This window comes from Shewanella sp. 492, assembly GCF_059338445.1.
Genome location: NZ_CM181702.1, coordinates 58245 through 80105, shown reverse-complemented (window position 1 = coordinate 80105; position 21861 = coordinate 58245). Strand labels below are relative to the sequence as shown.

Genomic DNA, 21861 nt, shown 5'->3' with positions numbered 1-21861 from the left:
GTAAAAAAATAACAAGCCCGCATTCGCGGGCTTTTTATTGCAACTTATATTTAGAGGTCTACAAGGGCTTAACCGCTAACAAGGCGCCTATGGCTTAAAAAAAGGGATCGCTAAGGGATAACGATAACAGATCCCCTCACTGGCCTTCATCGCCGCAATAATGGTGACCACAATATCGAAAATCGCCAGTACGCCAAACAAAATAAAACCAATGCCGATAAACATCAGAATAAAGCAGATCACCGCATAGATAATCATACTGATCTTAAAATTTAAACAGTTACGGCCACAGTGGTCGACAAACGCAATCTCGTCGCGCTTCATCAGCCATACAATCAAGGGGCCTAATATCGACCCCAGCGGGATGAGATAACCGGAGAAGCTGGCAAGATGTACTGCTACCGCCATATTTTTATCATCTCTGGACAATGCCTCGTATTCAGTCACGACTCTCTCCTTGGTAATACATCATTTATTATGGGTATTCATCTTATTTATATTCAGCACGTAAACCAGAATGTATCGCCTCTGGACCGAGCAGACGCATCTGCCAAGGCTCAATCTTTTGGCTGGCTAAACGGTGTTGCAAACTGACCACCCATGCCAGTGCTAAGCCGGTGCAATGGGCAAGACGTTCGTAAGCTGCGGCATCAAATTGATTCGCAAAATAGATCGCCATAGACTCGCGTACACTGATATCGCTGCAACGTTCAATCAAGCGGATCCCATCACTTAAATACAAAGTTCCTGGGGTTAAAATGCGATAAAACCAACCGCACAAACCGCTGGTTTGCATCGCTAAGGCAAATTCAGGATGACCAAATTGATGATTAAGTTTAAAACAAGGTGAACGTCCCTGCGTCACCTGCACTCGTATCTCACCAATAGCAAAAATATCACCAATATTGACCTGAGTTTCATCGAGACCGACCGTACTGATATTTTCGCCCATCGCCGGCGCATCTTTAAAACCAGTCATCATATCCCAGCGCCGGTATTGGCCATAATGTTCGCGCGGAAAATGATGTAGCACGCGATCTAAACCGCCATGATGCTTAGGGTCAGCCTGGCTATCACCCTCGACTCCCAAGGTGCCCACAACCAACTGCTGGCAAGGCTGCTTTGCATCGATCATGCTATTAACCGCTGCGACTAGGCACACCTGATCGCCAGCATATAAGCCAGATATTTTTTCAATCATCAGTTACCACCACAAGAAGTGAATCACCCAGCTCTGCAATCATAGTACGATTCATATATGGGTTTTATGTTATCAATATCCCCCTAAACTCAAGATAAGTTAACACAAAATGGCTTGATTGCTAGCAGCGACCACAGAGATTTTTTGCGTCACAAACTGATTAACATCGTAATAAGATCAAAATGTTACAACTTTTAAATCATGCTATTGCCACAAAAAAGTTCGTCAATAGGGATAAATAACAGGCAAAAAAAATGCCCCAGGATAAGGGCAAGAGAACAGAAACACGCTACTCAATAGAAGTCAGACTTTTGGTCAGCGCTACGCTGTGACCATGAAGCCACTATAAGCGGCAATGATGACACTAAGATGACAGTGTTAAATAAATATCGGCGGATTGATTCAAAGTCAAAAGGGACGGCCTACAAGCTAACACCGTGTGCCAACCTCAAAGCTTATCACCCATCGATGCCTCTAAGTAGTGCTGTAGCTGCGGCCCCGGAATAGAGCTGTGAGTCGACACCGCAAATGCCGCCCAGCGCGCGGCTTCCTCCATAGCCACCACAACAGGATCCCCCTGCACTAAGCCATGGATTAATCCAGCAGCATAAGCATCGCCCGCCCCTGTCGTATCCACCACCTCGGCAGGCTGCGCCGCCACGTGCTGCTCACCATCGGCTTGGTATACCATTGCCCCCGACTCACCATCGGTCACCACAAAGGCTTGTAAGCTGGCACCTGCTATGGTTAAACCGTATTGCCAAGGCGATAACTCACTTCGTCCTTGCATGTCGGCCTTAGAGGCAATTAACACATGACAAGGCCGAGGACGATTATCCTTAGCCAGTTGCGCTATCACCCAGCAATGATTTAATGCGGTCTTAGCCCAACTCACCGCACCTTCGGCCGACGAATTAATATAAAGCGCATCCCAGTTAGACCACTTAGGTGGAGCGGCTAACTCGAACAACGGCCGCTGCGGGCGAATAATGGTGCGCTCACCATCGGGTGTCATCACTAGGAGCATTTCAGGGGTATTACCGTCATGACGCTGCATCAAACGGCAGTCGATCCCTAAGGTACTTACCTGCGCTAATAGCCAATCGCCCACTTTATCGCGGCCCACTTGACTCACCAGCGCCACATTATGACCCGCCCAGACGAGGCCAATACCTGTGTTGGCTCCGCCACCGCCGAGGCGCTCACCACCATCTTGATAGTGGAATCGTCCCCCCATTTTAAGTGGCTTATTGAGCTTTAAGATACGGTCACAATTTAAGTTGGCAACCAGCAAGATATTAGCCATGGGGACTCCGGCATAATGGGCAATTGAGCTGATAATGTGGTTATTATTAGCCATAAAATGAGTGTCAGGTGACGCACTAAACTCAATCAATCAGCCATGCGCCGTGTGGCAACCTCTCTTTATACCAAGCCGGCTATAATAGCTCAACTTTTCATAGTCTGGCTTGGTAATAGATAGCGTGTGACGATGAAAAAGTGCTACAACTGCGGTTATATTTCGCTGGCAAGCTGCTGTAAAAAAGCCCGCATGAACTCACTACGTTTTAGCGCTTCAATACGACCCGCAGTGGTGCACATGGTGTCGCTTAAGTCCAGTAGCTTTTGATAGAAATGATCTAGGGTAAATTGCGTATCATCAGGGAGACGCTGCTGACAAAATGGATCGTCAAGGCTGTATAAGCTGCGTTGCAAACTGCTGCCAACCTGAATACATCGCGTAATACCTATCGCACCTAGTGCATCTAGCCTGTCGGCATCTTGTACGATTTGTGCCTCTCGGGTTTGTGGCGTCACTTTGGCACTAAAACTGTGGGCGACAATGGCATGGTGGATCGCACTAAAATGCCTTGAGGGATAGCTTATCTGGCCTAAAAACTCGATAGCTTGGTCGGCTGCCAAACGTGAGGATTGGGCGCGCAGAGGATCATCTTTCGCCAGCGATACGCAATCATGTAACCAAGCTGCCGGCACCACCACATCGGCGCAAGCGGCTTCTTCACGGCACAGTTGCTTAGCCGATTTAACTACCCGCAACACATGTTGCAAGTCGTGCGCCGCATCACTGGGGCGCTGTAATTGCATAAACTGTGAAAATTGCTGTTCAAACTCGCGCAACGCTGGCTCCTCAATACAAAAAAGGTTGAACCTAGTTCAACCTTTTTTAGTTATCATTTCAAGAGGGTTAACCCATTACATGTCGCAGGCCTTAAGCGGCTTACGCAGCTGAGCACGGACGTTATCCATGCCAGAATAGAACTCTTTCATCATTAACAAGCCCATCATCTTGCCATTATCGGTGACGATCAAGTTGTCAGGATCGGTCGGATCATCCTTAATGGCACCAATGGCCTTCATTGAGGTCATCTCTTTAAACAGCGCCCAATCCAAATTGACCCCAAATGTCTCGCGGAAATACTTACGCGATAACCGACCGGAGAACATGCCCAGCAAGAAGCGATACTGCATCACATCTTTTTTACTGTAGTTCTTCTGCTGCTCGACACCCATACGGCCTGCGGCGATATTTTCTTGATACTTACGCAAAGAGAAATTGTTCACATATAAGGTGTCATTGAGAAAGCTAAATGATCCTGAGCCAACTCCTAAATACTCATCATAATCGATGACATACTCATCAAACCCTTCATTATTGGCCTTACCAAATGCCCATGCCGATAGCTGATTGTATTGACCATTGAGACTATTGAGAATTTGACGATATTGACGAGCCATATCGCCATGCGGCGCCGCCAGCTTGCCCTTAACACTCTTACGCGTTTGATGGGTGATCATCAAAGGATACGTGGTAATTTGGCGTGGATCGAGACGCGCGGCCATATCTAAATCATGCTGGATCACTTCATCGGTTTGACCACGAAAACCAAAGATTAAATCGACGTTGATAATAGGGAAGAGTTCTTTGGCCGCCATGATCTTGTCAAAGGTTTCTTGGCCCGAACCGAACTTTTCTAAGCGATCTGTCATCGCCAAAATATCATCATTAAAGCTTTGCACCCCAATCGACATGCGGTCGACTAGGCCTTTTAACTGTTTAAAGCCGGGGCTGTCTAAATGCTGTGGATCAGACTCACACGACACCTCTTTAATGCTAGGAAATAGCGTCTTAGCATGTTCAATGGTGCGCGCGAGCTCATCTTCTAATACCGTGGTAGTGCCCCCCCCGATATACATAGATTCAAAGTCATAACCAAGCGACTTCACCATATCCATCTCTTTACGCAGCGAAATAAAATAGGCGCGCGCCTTATCCTCTTTAAATATAAATCGGTGGAAGGTGCAGAAAGAGCACAAGGTATGGCAAAAAGGAATGTGGGCATACAGCATGTATTTTTTGCCTTCGACGGGCGCAGGCATCATAGACGCTGATTGGGTATCGAGTCGCAAATTTTTATCAACATAATACTGCATCACTCGTTCCATTGAGCTGAGCATCCAGTTGGGCACAGTAATATTCGCTTGATACGGCTGAATCATATCACCAGACACCGCTTGAACAATTGAAGACATAAACATTCCTAACTGAAACAGACCTTGAATAGCAAAGCCGTTGAATAAATAATGACTTAAAAAAGATACCTAACCTTTTGTGGACCATAAAAGTATCAGCTTCGCTGTATATAAAACGTGAACTCGCCGCCAGTTACAACACCTAGCACGAGATAAACTGCATAATTGTTAAGCATGTCATACTTTAGCAACAAATGATTTATTAGGTGGCTGACCATCAGTAATCCAACACGCTCCACAATCCGTAACCGCTACTCACCCCGCACGTCTATAATGCCGCCTTAGCACTCTCACCTGGGCTTTGATTGAAATAACGCTTAAATTCACGGCTAAATTGCGCCGGACTTTCATACCCGACGGCCAGTGCGACCTCTTTCACCTTGAGTTGACGCAGTTGCAATAACTCACGGGCTTTGTTGAGGCGGATTTTTTTTAAATACTGGATAGGTGATGAAGCCGTAACCTCCTTAAAGCAGCGGTGAAACGCCGAAGGGCTCATATTCACTAAATTGGCTAATTGTTCCACCTCGACGCTATCACCGTAATGACGATGTAAAAAAGTGAGCGCCTTATCGATACGCGACAAACGAGTGTGGCTCAGCGCCAAGGCATACAGAGGCGCCGCATTGTCGAGCGCCAGTAGCCGATAAAGCAGCTCTTGCACCATAGGTCGCCCTAATACTTGCGCCTCTAAGGGTGACTGCAACACCTGTAATAGTCGCTCGATACAACAGGCCATATCGTCGCTATTCGCGGCAACAAAGTAACCGGGTTGGCGCGTCTCATTGAGATCGCTAGGCACCTGATTATGCTCGTCCATCAAGCGAACTAACTGGGTCAATAAAGGCAAGTCGATATCGACAATTAACACCAATACCGGCTCAGCAACCGATGCAAAGGTTTCACACTCTAACGGCACTGGCACCGTCATCACCAAGGAGTTTTGTGGATCATAGTCGAAGACCTGATTGTCCAAATACACCCGCTTCTTACCTTGGCCTACAATTAAGATGCCCTGGGAATAACACATGGGGCCACGCGAGCCATAAGCGGAGCTGCGAAATACCTTAACCCCCGCAATGGCGGTGTCGTTAAAACCCTCCTGCGGCGCTAACGCCAGCATCAAACTTGCAATATTTGTCATCATTAGTCTCTATCATCATTTTACAGCGACTTTATCACCAAGACAGGAAAAAGCATCAAATTGTGCCAATTAAGATCAATATCCACCAGATGTGATAGGAATAGGCACAAATTGACCAGCAATGGGTATTTATGTTTACGCCAATAAGCCTAACATTAACGCTATCATTTCAGCTCGACTACAAGGTACTTAACATGCTCAATTTTGATTATCGCAACCCAACCCACATTGTGTTTGGTAAAGATAGAATCGCCGAACTGGATAAATTGATCCCAGCCGATGCCCGTGTATTAGTCACTTACGGTGGTGGCAGCGTGAAACGTTTCGGCACCTTAGACAAGGTCATCGCCGCTCTAGGGTCGCGCACCGTGTTTGAATTTGGCGGTATTGAAGCCAATCCAAAATATGAAACCTTGGCTAAAGCCGCTGAGCTGGCGCGTAAAGAATCTATCGATTTTCTGCTCGCTGTCGGTGGCGGCTCGGTAATGGATGGCACTAAGTTTATCGCTCTCGCGACCAAGTTTGAAGGTGACAGCAGCAGCTTGCTATTCCACGGCTTTAGCCCTGTTCCTGTCGATGCTAAAGATGTATTGCCACTGGCAACCATCGCTACCTTGCCAGCAACAGGCTCAGAGATGAATGCTTTTGGCGTGATAAGCTATCAAGGTGGTAAGTTTCCGGTTAACCACCCGAGCATCTACCCAACTTTCTCTATGCTGGACCCAACACTGACCTTTAGCCTACCAAAAATTCAAGTGGCTAATGGTGTGGTTGATGCCTTTGTGCACGTAATTGAGCAATATGCAACCTACCCAGTAGATGCCCGCGTGCAAGATCGCATGGCCGAAGGCATTATGCGTACCCTAATTGAAATTGGCCCAATCACAGTTGCTGAGCCAGAAAACTATCAGGCACGCGCCAACCTGATGTGGAGCGCCACCTCAGCCCTTAATGGCATGATAGGGGTCGGTGTGCCGTTTGACTGGACCACACACATGATTGGCCATGAATTAACGGCGCTGTTTAATATCGATCATGCGCAAACACTGGCCGCGGTATTGCCATCAGTGTGGCGCGTGCGTAAAACCCAAAAGCACGCCAAGTTACTGCAATACGCAGAGCGCGTATGGGACATCACCGAAGGTGATGAAGATAGCCGTATCGAGCAGGCTATCGCTAAGACAGAAGCCTTCTTCCAACAGGTCGGCCTGAAAACGCGCTTACGCGATCATGATATTAGCCAAGATCAAATTGAGTTAGTCATTGATGCTCTCAAGGCACATGGTATGACGGCGCTATCAGAATCTGGCGATCTTGATTTAGATATCAGCCGTGAAATTTTACAGATGGCTTGGTAATCTTTCTGCCAACGCGTGAGATAATAAAAAACCGCCTTGAAAGGCGGTTTTTTTTACTTATCCATTAGCCTAAAGGACCTCGGCTAGCAGTTACAACTTAAAATTGGCCACGACACCACTTAACTGCTCTCTCGTCGCTGCCAGCGATGTGGCACTAGACAGAGTGGCACTGGCGCTCAAATTAAGCTCATCGACCATTTCACGAATGGTGGTTAAGTTACGGTTAATCTCTTCCGATACCGCACTTTGCTCCTCAGCGGCTGTGGCAATCTGATTGCTAAGGCCATTAATATCAAATACATGAGCCACCAGCCCATCAAGATTATCGGTTACTAGCCCTGTGTTATCGGCGGCATCTTGGCAGCTACGTTTAGTTTGATCCATCGCCGCCACCGCCTGCTCTGCCCCACTGCGCAAACGATCTAACATGGTATTGATCTCAGAGGTGCTGGCCTGAGTGCGCGCCGCGAGTGCCCGCACTTCATCAGCCACCACAGCAAAACCGCGCCCCTGCTCACCAGCGCGCGCCGCCTCGATGGCAGCATTCAATGCCAACAAGTTTGTCTGCTCGGCAATTTCTCCAATCACATTGAGCACAGTGGCGATTTGACGGGTATTTTCATGCATTTCGCCAATGGTCGTCGCGGCTTTATCTACCTCACCGACCAAGGCAATCACTCTACCTGTGGCCTCCTCGACAGCCTGTTTCGATTTATCGGCTTGGGCATTGGCTTGCTGAGTAAATTGCGCCGCCGAGGCGGCATCACCTGCCACATTTTGTGCGGTGGCGCTCATCTCTGTCATCGCCGTCACGACCTGATCGGTTTCAATCGTGTGAGTCTGCAGCGCTTGGCTATTGCTGGTCGATTGCTCATTGAGTTGCCCAATTTGCTGCGACATATGATCTGATGCTTGAGAGATATCGGCGAGCATTAGGCGCAGGTTATCAATCACACTGTCGAGATCCCCAGCCAGAGAGCACAGCTCATTATTACCATTGATATTGGTTTTATGGGTTAAGTCACCTTGGGCTAGTCGCTCAACCACAGATTTAATTTGATTGATAATGGCAACCAATTTATGACTCATCACCAAGGCCAAGATTAACGCTATGGCAATGGTCAATATAATGAGGCTAATAATGGTGATTTCTGCCTGCCTAATGTCATCAGCCGCCACCCCAGCCAAATCATGATTACGCGCGGTAATAGCCGATACCAAACTGCGAATAATATCACTGATCTCAGGACCTAATGCGCTGCGCTCACTGGTAAAAACCGGCTCAGAACCTGTGCGCTCCGCCAGCGCGAGCTCTTCATTATATAAGCGTACATACCGCTCGACCGCAGGCTGGAGCCTTTCAATCTTGCTGCTGGCTTGGTCTAAAAAGGTCACATCGTAATTCTTCAACTTAGCAATTAACTGGCGTGCGCTGTTTTGGCTGTTAACGACCTCGCTGGCATTATGCGTAGCAGTGGCGATACGTAATAGAAAAAAGGCTTCACGCACATCAGTAACGCCCTCTGCGAGTTGAGTATTATGCACTAAACGCTGATTAGCCTCTTCCAGTCCAACGAAAGTGCTATAAGAAAGAAAGCCGATAACAACAAGCAGAATACTTGTGAGTACAGTTGGTAACGCAGTCAGAATACTGGTTTTGGTGTGCTGGATCATAATAAACCTCTAACGTGATAGGTGAGCAGTGAAGGCGATAACCAATAAGAAAACCGTCGCTTAGTAGACTCTGTCTGTGAGCGACATTCTCTCATTACTGCCTCATTCACTACCCAAGAAGTAAGTATAGGAGCTGTTTTTACTGTCGATGACAGACTCTTAATCCATTAGATTTAGTTATTACACAGCATGACCATCCGTACTAGGCTTACACCATTAGATATCGACAACATGTCAGCAAACATAAGGGCTACAGACATCTGACCAGAAAGCCTCATCGTATAAACGCTTAAAAAATAAGATGTAAAGATTAAAAAAGACCTAATTTTATTTACCCAATCCGCCATAGGTTAACCGTTTGGGGTCGAGTAAGCGCCGCAGCTCTTCACGGCTTAAGTCGGTCTGCTCGGCAGCCACCTCGACGATTTCACGTTGCTGCTCGTAAGCTTGTTTCGCAATCTCAGCCGCTTTAAGGTAACCAACCACAGGTGTTAACGCTGTCACCAGAATGGGGTTACGCCGAAGCGGCTCCTCTATATTGGCCTGATTCACGCTAAAACTGATAATTGCCTTATCGGCCAGCAAACGGCTCGTGCTGCTGAGTAATTCGATGCTATGCAACAGGTTAACCGCTATTAGCGGTTGCATCACATTGAGTTCAAAGTTACCCGACTGGCCACCAAGGGTGATGGCCGCATCATTACCTATCACCTGTGCAGCCACCATACAGGCCGCTTCGGGGATCACCGGATTGACTTTACCCGGCATAATGGATGAGCCGGGCTGCAAGGGCTGTAACGCTATTTCGCCGAGTCCGGCCAGTGGCCCCGAGTTCATCCAGCGCAAATCGTTAGCTATCTTCATCATCGCCACCGCGCAGGTCTTCAGTTGCCCCGATAGCGCCACTGCAGTGTCATGGCTGCCCATACGGCTAAACAGATTATCGGCTGGACGAAATCTAACTCCAGTGATACTACTGAGCTTATCGCAAAAACAACTTGCAAAGTCGGGGTGGGTATTGACCCCAGTGCCGACTGCCGTACCGCCTTGGGCAAGCGCCGACAATGACGGCTGCAGCGCGATGAGCATCAGCTGGCATTGCTCAATTTGACTGGCCCAGCCATCAAGCTCTTGGCTAAAGCGCACTGGCATAGCGTCCATCAAATGGGTACGGCCAGTTTTAACCCGCTCGGTTAAGGTCAGAGCTTTTTGACTGATAATCTGTTGCAGATGGCTTAGTGCGGGCAATAATTGCTGCTCAAGCGCCAACATGGCACTGATATGAATACTGCTAGGAATAATATCGTTACTGCTTTGGCCTAAATTGATCTCATCGTTGGCACTCACCTCACGGCCTAGGCGCTGGCTGGCCAAGCAGGCGATAACCTCGTTAGCGTTCATATTGCTGCTGGTTCCCGACCCGGTTTGAAACCTATCGATAGGGAAATGTTGCATCAGCAGTGGATCGTTCTGCAGTTGTTGCACCGCATTGACAATGGCATTGACCGTCACGCTATCAAGTAATGCGAGCTGGCCATTGGCCTCTGCTGCCGCGCGCTTGGCCAGTAATAAGGCGCGTATAAAGGCCTCAGGCATGGGGTCGCCACTAATAGGGAAGTTATCCAAGGCGCGCGCCGTTTGCGCGCCGTACAAGGCATCAAATGGCACTTTAATCTCCCCCATACTGTCTCGCACCGTTTTGTATTTCATCGCCACCCCCTTCTCAATCCACCTCTGTTGAGCTTAGATCAAAACCGACGACTTCACTGCCCACTAGCCAATCAATTCATTGAGAATATTGATTATTTAACAATATCTGCGGTATCCAGTTATATTCAAGCTCAGTCTTGGTTGGCGCAGAGCGTTGAGCACATTTATCGCCATCACACCATGTATGATAAGCCCCCTTAACTCAGGCATAAAAAAACACCTCACTGGTTACCCAACGAGGTGTTTATCAAAGCGGTTGTAGTGGCTAGCGCCTAAGCACTATCACCTAAGACTACAGCCTATTTTTTATACTTAAGCGTACCGTCGGCTTTGATCTCATCGAACCACAAGTTGTGGTGCTGAGTCGCCCAGTTTTCATCACAGTAACCCGACACCATACACTCCATGCCACCTTCAGACATCACGGTTGCCATGAAGATATGCACGATTGAGAACGCGGTGATGATGATGGCGCTAACTGAGTGCAATACCAAAGCAATTAAGCTCAGGGTACGGCTAGGCTCGAACAAGTTCGGGAACAGCAACAACATGCCAGACGCTGAGATGATTAGGCCAAATAGCGCGAACGCCCAGAACCACATCTTCTCACCGGCGTTAGCAAAGCCCGCATCAGGGTGTTTGCCTTTGAATGGACCGAAGTTGATGTAACCACCCACCACCATGAACCATTTAACGTCATACATCTTAGGTAGCTGGTTTTTAGCCCATAAGCTGACCATGAGCGCCCAGCCCAACATAAAGGGGATGGCCATCACGTCGTGCACTTGCTTTGCACCATACACCAGTGCCGCCCAGAAGCCTTCACCCAAATAAGGTTGGAAGAAGAAACGTCCGGCCAACAGGGTTAATCCGGTGAGGATCAACAGTAAGCAAGGAATGGCGCCAAGCCAGTGGATCGATACATCAAACTTCGACCAGCGATACACCATTTTACCCGAGAAGCCATGATGCAACTTAGAGATACCATTCACTTTAATAAACAGTATAAAGATGACAATCATGCCAAACAGCGCAGCCATTAGCGCTGGTGCTAGCCAGTCACTGCGTAGCTCGAGTACGCGTAAATCATAGGTGTTAATGGGTTGATTATGGAATTGACCATCTGAAGTGGTTTCACCGGTGACGCCTGCTTGTAGCTGCGACCAGATCTGCCCTTCTGTTGCCTGAGCGTGCGCCGCGGCATCATCATGGGCAAACGACAATGCACTAAACATTGTCCCCACAACAAGGGCTAACACTAGGCTAATTTGTTTGAACCAATTGTTCATATTACATCCTTATCGTCCACACCGGCCCTAGGGCACGGTGTGGATTATAGTGGCGTTATGCAAGCTGAGGATTAACCCCAAATTGCATTTTTTGAACCACGGTATGCAACACGCTCGCGGAAGATGTTTGAGATAACCTCAGCATCACCTGCCAGTAGCGACTTAGTCGCACACAGTTCAGCACACATAGGCAGCTTGCCTTCTGCAATACGGTTTGCACCGTACTTCTGACGTTCTGCATCTGAATGATTCTCTTCAGGACCACCGGCACAGAAAGTACATTTGTCCATTTTACCGCGGCTACCAAATGCCCCCTGTTTAGGGAACTGAGGCGCGCCAAATGGGCAAGCAAATAGGCAATAGCCACAACCGATACAGGTATCTTTGTTGTGTAGCGTTAGGCCATCTTCTGTCTTGTAGAAACAGTTTGCAGGGCAAACCGCTTGGCAAGGTGCATCTGTACAATGCATACACGCCACAGAGATAGACGCTTCGCCTCGAACACCGTCATTGATGGTGACAACGCGACGACGCTGAATACCCCACTCTAGAGCAGAGTCGTTTTCGTTTTTACATGCAGTGACACAGCCGTTACATTCGATGCAGCGCTTGGTATCACATAAAAATTTCATTGTAGCCATATTGGCAATTCTCCCGGTACTTAGGCTTTAGTGATCTGACAAAGCGAAGCTTTAGTCTCTTGCATCTGCGTCACAGGGTCATAACCGTAAGTTAATGCCGTGTTCGCTGACTCACCAATCACATAAGGCACTGTACCTTCTGGATAGTTGTTCTCGAGGCTTTCGCCATGCATCACACCCGCAAAGTGGTAAGGCATCCAAGTCACACCAGGTTTAACCCGTGGGGTTACCATCGCCTGAATCTTAATGCGGCCACCTTCAGCACCCTCTAGCCATACAGTGTCACCGTTACGGATACCACGGTCAGCGGCATCGGCAGGGTTAATTTCAACAAACATCTCTTGTTGAAGCTCTGCTAGCCATGGGTTAGAGCGTGACTCTTCACCACCACCTTCGTACTCAACCAGACGACCTGAGGTCAATCCTAATGGGTACTTGACTGAACTGTCTTTCTCTTGGATTGACTTGTACAGCGTAGGTAGACGATGCACTTGCATATCGTCATAAGTTGGGTACTTAGACACAAGATCACGACGTGGCGTGTACAGAGGCTCACGGTGCACAGGTACTTGATCAGGGAAGGTCCATACGATACAACGCGCTTTAGCGTTACCAAATGGAATACAACCATGCTTCATAGCCACGCGCTGGATACCACCTGAAAGGTCAGTCTTCCAGTTTTTACCTTCGGCAGAGACTTTCTCTTCTGCTGTAAGGTCGTCCCACCAGCCAAGTTGCTTGAGCATATCTGCGCTGAACTCTGGATAACCGTCTTGGATCTCAGCACCCTTAGAGAAGCTGCCTTCGGCCAATAGGTTCTTACCTTTGTATTCAACACCGTAGCGCGCACGGAAGTTACCGCCGCCCTCAAGCACATGTTTGTGTGTGTTGTATAGGATTTGCGTACCTGGGTGTTTCTGCTCTGGCGTACCCCAACATGGCCAAGGTAGACCGTAAGTTTCGCCTTTTGCTGGGCCACCTACCGCTTCAAGAGTTTTATTGCTAAACGTACCCCAGTTTTGGGTGTGTAGCTTCAAACGCTCAGGGCTTTGACCAGACATACCGATAGTCCACATACCGCGGTTAATTTCGCGAGTAACATCTTCAATCACCAGTACGTCATTAGCATCTTTGGCGATGCGCTTAGTGTACTCATCTGCGAAACCAAGCTTTTGTGATAGACGATACATGATCTCAAGGTCAGTCTTAGACTCGAATAACGGCTCGATGACCTTTTCGCGCCACTGCTGGCTACGACCGGAGTTAGACACTGAACCTTCAGTTTCAAACTGAGTCGCTGCTGGTAATAGATAAACACCATTCTTACGACGGTGCATCACACCCGCCATAGTTGGGAATGGGTCGACTACTACTACAGTGTCCATCTTATCTAGGGCGTCACGCACTTCGCTTTGACGAGTTTCGGTGTTAACCGATTGACCCCAGAAGAACGCCATACGCACACGATCTTTCTGTGCTAGCTTCTCAGGCGTTTCTAATACACCATCGTGCCAACGAGAACATGGAATACCAGGCGTATTCATTGGGATACGACCAAGGTATTCATTTTGGTCGAAACGACCTTTAACCCACTCGTAATCCAGTTCCCATACATTTGACCAATGCTTCCAAGAACCAGTCTTAAGACCGTAGTAACCAGGTAGCGTATCGAACAGTAGACCTAAGTCAGTCGCACCCTGTACGTTATCGTGGCCACGGAAAATGTTAGTCCCACCACCAGACACGCCCATGTTGCCTAAGGCGAGCTGCAAGATACAGTAAGCACGCGTGTTCGCGTTACCCACGTGATGCTGAGTACCACCCATACACCAAACTACGGTACCAGGACGGTTATCGGCCATTAATTTAGCCGCTTGGTATACATCTTCTTCACTCACACCCGTGATATTAGTCACTTCTTTAGGTGGGAATTTCTTCACCTCTTCACGGATAGTCTCCATTTCGAACACACGCTGCTCGATAAAGGTTTTATCTTCCCAACCGTTTTCGAAGATATGCCAAAGCATACCGTAGATGAATGGAATATCGGTACCTGGTCGCAGTGCACAATGCAGATCTGAATGCGCTGCAGTGCGAGAGAAACGTGGATCGACAACAATCACTTTCGCGTTATTCTTCTCTTTAGCGATAAGGATATGCTGCATCGCGACCGGATGTGCTTCAGCTGGGTTAGACCCAATAAAGAAGATCGCATTGGCGTTCTGGATATCGTTGAACGAGTTAGTTTGCGCACCATAGCCCCAAGTGTTTGCAACACCGGCTACCGTGGTAGAGTGACAAATACGCGCCGAGTGGTCGACGTTGTTGGTGCCCCACATTGCCGCGAATTTACGGTACATGTAGCAGCCTTCGTTAGAAAACTTAGCGCTACCCATAAAGTAAAGTGAATCTGGACCCGACTCTTTGCGGATGTCCAGCATCTTGTCGCCCACTTCGTTAAAAGCCTGCTCCCACGACAATTTTTTCCACTTACCATCAACCAATTTCATTGGGTACTTAAGACGCTTCTCACCGTGACCATGTTCACGCAGTGCAGCACCTTTAGCACAATGGCCGCCAGAGTTAAATGGATGGTCGAATGCAGGCTCTTGTCCTGTCCAAACGCCATTTTGTACTTCAGCATAAAGACCACAACCAACCGCACAGGCACTACATACGGTGCGTTTGATTTCGATAGGTGCATCATGAGGAATATCTTTGGCTTCGGCGCGACGCATCATGCCAGTACCAAGAAGAGATGCTGCTGCGATACCACCGGTGGTGATACCTGCGTGCTTCATAAATTGACGACGACTGATCCCTAGTGTTGACTTAGCAACGGTAGGCGCCTCATTTGATTTGCGAGTTAACTTCATCGCTTTTGTTCTCCTAATTAGCTACGCAAGCTGTTGTAGTAGCTGCGGATATGCGCAGTTTCATGGTAGCTGTCGGTGTGTTTTACACTTGGCTTAGTTTCCGCTGCATGGGCAACACTGACACCACTTGCGGCAATGGCCACACCGGCCGTACCACCAATGGAGAGTGCTTTCAGCAATGATCTACGATTGAGATCGGGCTGTTGCTTTTTCATTTTTGCTCCTAGTATTAGGACGATTCAAATAGTTGGGATGCTTCATTCAAATCAAGCGATAAAACACACGTTAAACAAATGTTGCGCCTAGGTGCTGATTTGGTAAATTTTATATATTTATTAAAAACATCCGATTAATTGCCCCTGCAATATAGGTGGATTTGATGCATAAAATATTGATCTAAACGGGGTAAGAACTACGCAAAAATAGAGTAAATAGCCAAAGTGTTAAGCCAATCATGTATATTCAAATATCCAGAGCAGCGGTTCGTCATAAAGGCGTGATACACCCAAACACAGATGTAAATTAAATGTTGCATGCTGAATTGAGCGTAATAGATATTGGTATACGCCATCAACGCCACACTTGACCGTTAACCGATAAATGGCTGGTCTTTTAGAAAATGGGGGCCGACATGGTTGCCACGTTTTGATAGCACTAACGAACTCATCCGCAGACAATATTCGGCAACACCTTTGGCCAATTTGACTTGAAAGCGAGCCAAAAAAAAGCACCTCATTGGATTACCAACGAGGTGCTTTTTATAAGTGAAGTTTAGGTAATAAACTTACTTTTTATACTGCAAGGTACCGTTTTCTTTGATCTCATCGAACCAAAGATTATGGTGTTGAATCGCCCAGTTTTCATCACAGTAACCCGACTTCATCGATTCCATACCGCCCTCACTCAATACCGTCGCCATCCATATATGTACTATGGTAAAGGCAATCAAGATAATAGCGCTGATACCGTGAATAAGTAGGGCTGCCATTGACGCTTCACGTGGCAGATCTAAGCCAGGTAGAACCAACATGATACCGGACACACTGATAAATAGACCAAAGAAGGCCAGTGTCCAGAACCACATTTTTTCACCCGCGTTAGCAAAACCACTGTCAGGGTGCTTACCTTTAAATGGACCGAAGTTGATGTAACCACCCACCACGAGGAACCATTTAAGGTCATACATCTTAAATGTCTGCATTGGCATCCATTTAATGACACATAACGCCCAAGCGATAATGAACAAAGGACCGGCATAATCATGGATAGTCTTACTACCATAGATTAATGCAGCCCAAATATCGGCTCCGACATAAGGTTGCAAGGCATACTTACCTAGCATGATATTTAAACCAGTAAAGATCAGTGCTAAGCAAGGTATCGCCATCGCCCAGTGCAGCCACAAGTCGGCTTTTGTCCAGCGCAATAGCATTTTGCCGGAAAAACCATGGCTTAATTTAGATGCACCATTTACCAAGTAAAACAGTAAAAATGCACCAAAAACACCGACGACCGCTATGGCCATAACTGGCGTGAGGTATTTATTTCGGACCTCTTTACCTTCATTACCGGCAACGTTAATCAGCACCCCAGTTTCAACACCTTTAGCTGTGGTATAACCCGAATCACCGGCTTTTACCGCTCGCCATAGGTCAGCATCACTGGTCTTTGCGTTAGCCTGTTGCTGGCTCGATTGCTGATCACTCGCGTGAGCAGGCATAGAGAGCATCGTCGCCCCCATACCCAATCCCGTGATGAGCACTAACAGAGCAAACAGACTACGCAGTGATTTGTTTAACAGTTTGTTTAACATTGTCACTCCTTTACTTAAGGGTTAGTACTGACGCACTAACCCTTGCTCTGCTTAGTTGAACTCAGCCGTTTGAGGGTTGTAACCCCAAATCACATTAGGATTACCTCGCGCAGCCATGCGCTCGCGGTAAATGTTCGATACCACTTCAGCATCACCAGCGAGCAGTGCTTTAGTTGAACAAAGCTCTGCACACATCGGCAACTTACCTTCAGCGATACGGTTAGCACCGTACTTCTGACGCTCGGCTTCAGAGAAGGTCTCTTCTGGGCCACCGGCACAGAAAGTACACTTATCCATTTTACCGCGGCTACCAAAAGCCCCCTTCTTAGGGAACTGTGGCGCGCCGAAAGGACAGGCATAGAAACAGTAACCACAACCAATACAGGTATCTTTGTTATGCAATACAATGCCGTCTTCGGTACGATAGAAACAATCAGCTGGGCAAACTGCCATACAAGGGGCGTCGGTACAGTGCATACATGCCACTGAGATCGATGCTTCGCCTGGCTGACCATCGTTAATCGTCACGACGCGGCGACGTTGAATTCCCCACTCGAGTGCGGAATCGTTTTCGTTCTTACATGCTGTGACGCAACCGTTACACTCGATGCAGCGTTTGGTGTCACATAAAAATTTCATGACTGCCATAATGGCTATCTCCTCATCAAGTTCAGTTAGGCTTTAGTGATCTGACACAAGCTAGACTTAGTCTCTTGCATCTGGGTCACAACGTCATAGCCGTAGGTCAATACCGTATTGGCTGATTCGCCAATAATGTAAGGGATTGTGCCCTCTGGGTAATTCTTCTCTAGGCTTTCACCTTCGAAGATACCTGCGAAGTGATATGGCATGAAACATTCACCATTAATCACCCGAGGTGTCACCATTGCCTGAACTTTAATTTTGGCGCCTTCTGGACTGTGAACCCATACTTCGTCACCATCACGAAGGCCGCGATCCGCCGCATCACCCGGGCTGATTTCGATGAACATCTCTTGTTGCAGTTCAGCTAGCCATGGATTTGAACGGGTCTCTTCACCACCACCTTCATACTCAACCAAGCGGCCCGAGGTTAATGCCAGTGGGAAATCTTTGGCAAAATCTTGATCCTGAATAGTTTTATATAGAGTAGGTAGTCGCGCAACCATACGGTCATCATAAGTAGGATACTTAGCAACCAAGTCACGACGAGGAGTGTAAAGCGGCTCACGATGTACTGGGATATCATCAGGGAAGTTCCACACGATACAACGCGCTTTAGCGTTACCGTAAGGGATACAGCCATGCTTAATCGCCACACGCTGAATACCACCAGAAATATCAGTCTTCCAGTTTTTACCTTCAGCAGCGGCTTTCTCTTCAGCGGTGAGATCATCCCACCAGCCAAGTTGCTTAAGCATCTTGTCGGTAAATTCAGGGTAACCATCTTTGATTTCAGAGCCTTTAGAGAAAGAGCCTTCAGCCAAGATATTGTTACCTTCGTGCTCAACCCCGTAACGGGCACGGAAGTTACCGCCACCGTCTTTTACTTCACGGCCGGTACGATACAGAATTTGCGTACCAGGGTGTTTCATCTCTGGCGTCCCCCAACATGGCCAAGGTAGACCATAGGTTTCACCCTTAGCAGGGCCACCTGGCGCTTCAAGCGATTTAATATCGAAGGTGCCCCAGTTTTCTTGGTGCATCTTCAAACGCTCAGGGCTTTGACCTGTGTAACCGATGGTCCACATACCTTTGTTATATTCACGGACGATATCTTCGATCAGCGGCTCATCGCCATTGACTTGGATATGCTTACACAACTCTTGCTCTATGCCCCACTTCTTCGCCAGCTTGTACATGATCACATGATCAGGCTTAGACTCAAATAGTGGTTCAATGACCTGAGTACGCCACTGGAGTGAACGGTTAGATGCTGATACAGAGCCGTAGGTTTCAAACTGAGTCGATGCAGGCAGCAGATACACACCATCTTTACGCGTGTGCATAACACCAGCCATGGTTGGGAATGGATCCACAACAACCACGGTATCCATCTTGTTCAATGCTTCACGCACTTCACGACCACGGGTTTCGGTGTTAACAGACTGACCCCAGAAGAATGACATACGAATGTTATCTTTCTGCGCAATCTTAGATTTATCTTCAAGTACACCATCATGCCAACGCGAACATGGGATACCCGTTGATGTCATTGGGTCTTGACCCAAGTACTGGTTTTGGTCGAAGCGAGCTTTCACCCATTCATAATCCAAATCCCATACGTTACACCAGTGTTTCCATGACCCAGTCTTCAAGCCGTAGTAGCCTGGCAAGGTATCAAACAGTAGACCAAAGTCCGTTGCACCCTGTACGTTATCGTGACCACGGAAGATGTTAGTACCACCACCAGACACACCCATGTTACCTAGGGCTAGCTGCAGGATACAGTAGGCACGGGTATTGGCATTACCGATATGGTGCTGAGTACCACCCATACACCAAACGATAGTGCCAGGCTTAGTGGTTGCCAACAACTTAGCAACGCGATACATCTGTGCTTCGGGTACGCCGACAACGTTTTCCACTTCTGCAGGGGTCCACTTAGCGGCCGCTTCGCGAATACGCTCCATACCGTAAACGCGCTGGTCGATAAAGGTTTGATCTTCCCACTTGTTTTCAAAAATATGCCACAACAGACCATAGATATAGGGAATATCGGTACCAGGGCGGATATGCACGAACTCGTCAGCTTTTGCTGCCGTTCGGGTGAAACGTGGGTCGACAACGATAATTTTCGCGCCGCGCTCTTTACCTTCCAGGATATGCTGCATTGAAACAGGATGTGCTTCTGATGGGTTAGACCCGATGAACATCATCGCTTTTGCATTACGAATATCGTTGAAAGAGTTGGTTTGCGCACCATAGCCCCAAGTGTTAGCAACACCGGCTACAGTGGTAGAGTGACAAATACGTGCTGAATGGTCGACGTTGTTAGTGCCCCACATCGCGGCGAATTTACGGTATAAATACGCTTGCTCGTTAGAGAACTTAGCACTACCCATGAAGAATACTGAATCTGGACCCGATTCTTTACGGATATCCAGCGCCTTTTGGCCGACTTCTTCAATGGCTTGATCCCATGAGATACGCTTCCACTTACCGCCTTCAAGCTTCATTGGGTACTTAAGACGCTTCTCTCCGTGACCATGTTCACGCAGCGCAGCCCCTTTAGCACAATGGCCACCAGCGTTAAATGGATGGTCGAATGCAGGCTCTTGCCCTGTCCACACCCCGTTTTGCACTTCAGCGTAAATACCACAACCCACTGAACAGTGAGAACAGATGGTACGTTTTACTTCTGTAGGTGCATCATGAGGCACTTCTTTTGCTTCGGCTTTGCGCATCATACCTGCGCCAAGCATTGAAGCCGCAGCAATACCACCAGTAGCAAGACCTGCTGTCTGGAGGAATTGGCGACGATTTAGACCTAGGGCTGGCTTTTTAGTAGCGTCAGCTTGGTCTGTTTTGCGTGTTAATCGCATCACACACTCTCCTAATGTTATTGAATTACTGCGTAATTACGCTTTGATTCACTACCTAAGTAGTGATTTACTTCGTACGTAACGACGCGTAATAACTACGAATATGATCCGTCTCCTGATAGCCATCACCACGAGCAGACTCTTTAGCCTGTGCTGGTGTAGCTGCCGCAGCCTGACCACTGACGGTAGCAACAGCACCGGCAGCACTCCCTATGGCTAAGGCTTTTAACAGTTGACGACGACCCATATCGGAAGCTTGCTTCTTCATAGTGTCTCCTTTATTAACTCAAAGTGAGTCGCGTTGCCGATATGTGAAACTCACTGGCGCAGCGACCCGATGGTAATTGAGGGCGAGCCCTCAGATTTCACTATGCCTGCAGCAGATGACACAGGCATAACAAGTTGCCACCCTATGAAACGAGTTCATTGCTGGTGGGTTGGATCTTTTCCGCTTCGCTGCCAGGGCAGTTCACCGGAATGTTTAAACTCAATTGTTCAAATTCATTGGCTTCAATAGCAAAGAAAGATTTAGCCAACTGAGCCACTGTGGCATAAAACGCCGCACTAGGGGTGCGAGCCAAGTGATCACAGAAGCGGTCGATCCAGCTACCGATATGACGTTGGTAAAACGCTAATTGACGATAGCTTGGTGCCTCTAAAATTAGGGTACCCATCACTTCACACAGAGCAGCCACATGATCTTCAGGCTCTTTCACCTCATCGGTACGCTCAAACCCGAGTTGAGCCAAGTCTTGACGCAGCAAGGCCAACGGCTTATCCATCAAAGAGCCGGTCATAAACCAACTGCCATAAGGCAAGATTTCACCACTGCCTACACCCAAGAAGATATTAAAATACTCCTCTTCAAGTTGGTCGGTAGTAAACTGACCTGCGGCAAGTTTTAATGCCAACCAGGCCTTAGTCATGTCGCTATCATCTTCGTTGGCATCTATCTCAAGGCTGGCAAGAAACTGCAGCAATTCAGCGCTTGGCTGACAACGTAATAGTGCGGCTAACAGCTGATAGATATCGGCTCTTAATTGATCGTTTTCTGATACTTCTCTTACTAATTCGGTCAT

General features: G+C 47.9%; 18 protein-coding genes. 1 reads left to right on the top strand and 17 read right to left on the bottom strand.

What is annotated here, in order from left to right:
* Positions 1-87: 87 nt before the first annotated feature.
* From AC5YBX_RS00335 to AC5YBX_RS00310, 6 genes are all read right to left on the bottom strand, one after another.
* A complete protein-coding gene (locus AC5YBX_RS00335; protein ID WP_475516893.1) occupies positions 88-408 on the bottom strand; it encodes a DUF4870 domain-containing protein in 321 nt (106 codons plus the stop codon).
* 82 nt (positions 409-490) lie between these two features.
* Positions 491-1201 (bottom strand): MOSC domain-containing protein, encoded by a 711-nt coding sequence (locus AC5YBX_RS00330; protein ID WP_475515457.1) that lies wholly within the window; start codon positions 1199-1201, stop codon positions 491-493.
* Between the two features lie 448 nt (positions 1202-1649).
* A complete protein-coding gene (locus tag AC5YBX_RS00325) occupies positions 1650-2507 on the bottom strand; it encodes a PfkB family carbohydrate kinase (protein WP_475516892.1) in 858 nt (285 codons plus the stop codon).
* A gap of 209 nt (positions 2508-2716) precedes the next feature.
* Positions 2717-3307: an HD domain-containing protein gene (locus AC5YBX_RS00320; protein WP_475516891.1), complete on the bottom strand. Its 591-nt coding sequence runs from the start codon at positions 3305-3307 to the stop codon at positions 2717-2719.
* 108 nt (positions 3308-3415) lie between these two features.
* Entirely contained in the window at positions 3416-4753 is a 1338-nt protein-coding gene (locus tag AC5YBX_RS00315) for a coproporphyrinogen III oxidase family protein (protein ID WP_494520392.1), read from the bottom strand.
* Positions 4754-5021: 268 nt separating this feature from the next.
* Positions 5022-5900, bottom strand: a complete 879-nt coding sequence (locus AC5YBX_RS00310; RefSeq protein ID WP_475515455.1) for an AraC family transcriptional regulator — start codon at positions 5898-5900, stop codon at positions 5022-5024.
* A 191-nt stretch (positions 5901-6091) separates the two neighbouring features.
* On the opposite strand from AC5YBX_RS00310, the gene AC5YBX_RS00305 reads away from it, so the two are divergent.
* A complete protein-coding gene (locus tag AC5YBX_RS00305) occupies positions 6092-7255 on the top strand; it encodes an iron-containing alcohol dehydrogenase (protein ID WP_475515454.1) in 1164 nt (387 codons plus the stop codon).
* 90 nt (positions 7256-7345) lie between these two features.
* Here the strand turns inward: AC5YBX_RS00305 and AC5YBX_RS00300 are convergent, their stop codons facing one another.
* The 11 genes from AC5YBX_RS00300 to AC5YBX_RS00250 all read right to left on the bottom strand — a co-directional run bounded on the left by AC5YBX_RS00300 (position 7346) and on the right by AC5YBX_RS00250 (position 21861).
* A complete protein-coding gene (locus AC5YBX_RS00300) occupies positions 7346-8929 on the bottom strand; it encodes a methyl-accepting chemotaxis protein (protein WP_475515453.1) in 1584 nt (527 codons plus the stop codon).
* 327 nt (positions 8930-9256) lie between these two features.
* Positions 9257-10639, bottom strand: coding sequence for a class II fumarate hydratase (locus tag AC5YBX_RS00295; RefSeq protein WP_494524207.1), 1383 nt, complete (start codon positions 10637-10639; stop codon positions 9257-9259).
* A 299-nt stretch (positions 10640-10938) separates the two neighbouring features.
* Positions 10939-11928: a formate dehydrogenase subunit gamma gene (locus tag AC5YBX_RS00290; protein ID WP_475515451.1), complete on the bottom strand. Its 990-nt coding sequence runs from the start codon at positions 11926-11928 to the stop codon at positions 10939-10941.
* A 71-nt stretch (positions 11929-11999) separates the two neighbouring features.
* Positions 12000-12569: a formate dehydrogenase FDH3 subunit beta gene (gene fdh3B, locus AC5YBX_RS00285; protein WP_475515450.1), complete on the bottom strand. Its 570-nt coding sequence runs from the start codon at positions 12567-12569 to the stop codon at positions 12000-12002.
* A gap of 20 nt (positions 12570-12589) precedes the next feature.
* On the bottom strand, positions 12590-15445 hold the full coding sequence (locus tag AC5YBX_RS00280) for a molybdopterin-dependent oxidoreductase (protein ID WP_494520395.1): 2856 nt from the start codon (positions 15443-15445) through the stop codon (positions 12590-12592).
* Between the two features lie 17 nt (positions 15446-15462).
* Positions 15463-15660 (bottom strand): twin-arginine translocation signal domain-containing protein, encoded by a 198-nt coding sequence (locus AC5YBX_RS00275; protein ID WP_110458741.1) that lies wholly within the window; start codon positions 15658-15660, stop codon positions 15463-15465.
* Positions 15661-16229: 569 nt separating this feature from the next.
* Positions 16230-17258, bottom strand: a complete 1029-nt coding sequence (locus AC5YBX_RS00270; RefSeq protein WP_475515448.1) for a formate dehydrogenase subunit gamma — start codon at positions 17256-17258, stop codon at positions 16230-16232.
* A gap of 51 nt (positions 17259-17309) precedes the next feature.
* Entirely contained in the window at positions 17310-17906 is a 597-nt protein-coding gene (fdh3B, locus tag AC5YBX_RS00265) for a formate dehydrogenase FDH3 subunit beta (RefSeq protein WP_475515447.1), read from the bottom strand.
* A gap of 26 nt (positions 17907-17932) precedes the next feature.
* Entirely contained in the window at positions 17933-20782 is a 2850-nt protein-coding gene (locus tag AC5YBX_RS00260) for a formate dehydrogenase subunit alpha (RefSeq protein WP_475516890.1), read from the bottom strand.
* 67 nt (positions 20783-20849) lie between these two features.
* Positions 20850-21050 (bottom strand): twin-arginine translocation signal domain-containing protein, encoded by a 201-nt coding sequence (locus AC5YBX_RS00255; RefSeq protein WP_475515446.1) that lies wholly within the window; start codon positions 21048-21050, stop codon positions 20850-20852.
* 142 nt (positions 21051-21192) lie between these two features.
* Positions 21193-21861, bottom strand: coding sequence for a TorD/DmsD family molecular chaperone (locus AC5YBX_RS00250; protein WP_494524206.1), 669 nt, complete (start codon positions 21859-21861; stop codon positions 21193-21195).

Excerpts from the sequence above, each read along its gene's own strand:
- AC5YBX_RS00335 (WP_475516893.1), bottom strand. The coding sequence starts at position 408 with ATGGCGGTAGCAGTACATCTTGCCAGCTTCTCCGGTTATCTCATCCCG.
- AC5YBX_RS00330 (WP_475515457.1), bottom strand. The coding sequence starts at position 1,201 with ATGATTGAAAAAATATCTGGCTTATATGCTGGCGATCAGGTGTGCCTA.
- AC5YBX_RS00325 (WP_475516892.1), bottom strand. The coding sequence starts at position 2,507 with ATGGCTAATATCTTGCTGGTTGCCAACTTAAATTGTGACCGTATCTTA.
- AC5YBX_RS00320 (WP_475516891.1), bottom strand. The coding sequence starts at position 3,307 with ATGCAATTACAGCGCCCCAGTGATGCGGCGCACGACTTGCAACATGTG.
- AC5YBX_RS00315 (WP_494520392.1), bottom strand. The coding sequence starts at position 4,753 with ATGTCTTCAATTGTTCAAGCGGTGTCTGGTGATATGATTCAGCCGTAT.
- AC5YBX_RS00310 (WP_475515455.1), bottom strand. The coding sequence starts at position 5,900 with ATGATGACAAATATTGCAAGTTTGATGCTGGCGTTAGCGCCGCAGGAG.
- AC5YBX_RS00305 (WP_475515454.1), top strand. The coding sequence starts at position 6,092 with ATGCTCAATTTTGATTATCGCAACCCAACCCACATTGTGTTTGGTAAA.
- AC5YBX_RS00300 (WP_475515453.1), bottom strand. The coding sequence starts at position 8,929 with ATGATCCAGCACACCAAAACCAGTATTCTGACTGCGTTACCAACTGTA.
- AC5YBX_RS00295 (WP_494524207.1), bottom strand. The coding sequence starts at position 10,639 with ATGAAATACAAAACGGTGCGAGACAGTATGGGGGAGATTAAAGTGCCA.
- AC5YBX_RS00290 (WP_475515451.1), bottom strand. The coding sequence starts at position 11,928 with ATGAACAATTGGTTCAAACAAATTAGCCTAGTGTTAGCCCTTGTTGTG.
- fdh3B (WP_475515450.1), bottom strand. The coding sequence starts at position 12,569 with ATGGCTACAATGAAATTTTTATGTGATACCAAGCGCTGCATCGAATGT.
- AC5YBX_RS00280 (WP_494520395.1), bottom strand. The coding sequence starts at position 15,445 with ATGAAGTTAACTCGCAAATCAAATGAGGCGCCTACCGTTGCTAAGTCA.
- AC5YBX_RS00275 (WP_110458741.1), bottom strand. The coding sequence starts at position 15,660 with ATGAAAAAGCAACAGCCCGATCTCAATCGTAGATCATTGCTGAAAGCA.
- AC5YBX_RS00270 (WP_475515448.1), bottom strand. The coding sequence starts at position 17,258 with ATGTTAAACAAACTGTTAAACAAATCACTGCGTAGTCTGTTTGCTCTG.
- fdh3B (WP_475515447.1), bottom strand. The coding sequence starts at position 17,906 with ATGGCAGTCATGAAATTTTTATGTGACACCAAACGCTGCATCGAGTGT.
- AC5YBX_RS00260 (WP_475516890.1), bottom strand. The coding sequence starts at position 20,782 with ATGCGATTAACACGCAAAACAGACCAAGCTGACGCTACTAAAAAGCCA.
- AC5YBX_RS00255 (WP_475515446.1), bottom strand. The coding sequence starts at position 21,050 with ATGAAGAAGCAAGCTTCCGATATGGGTCGTCGTCAACTGTTAAAAGCC.
- AC5YBX_RS00250 (WP_494524206.1), bottom strand. The coding sequence starts at position 21,861 with ATGACCGAATTAGTAAGAGAAGTATCAGAAAACGATCAATTAAGAGCC.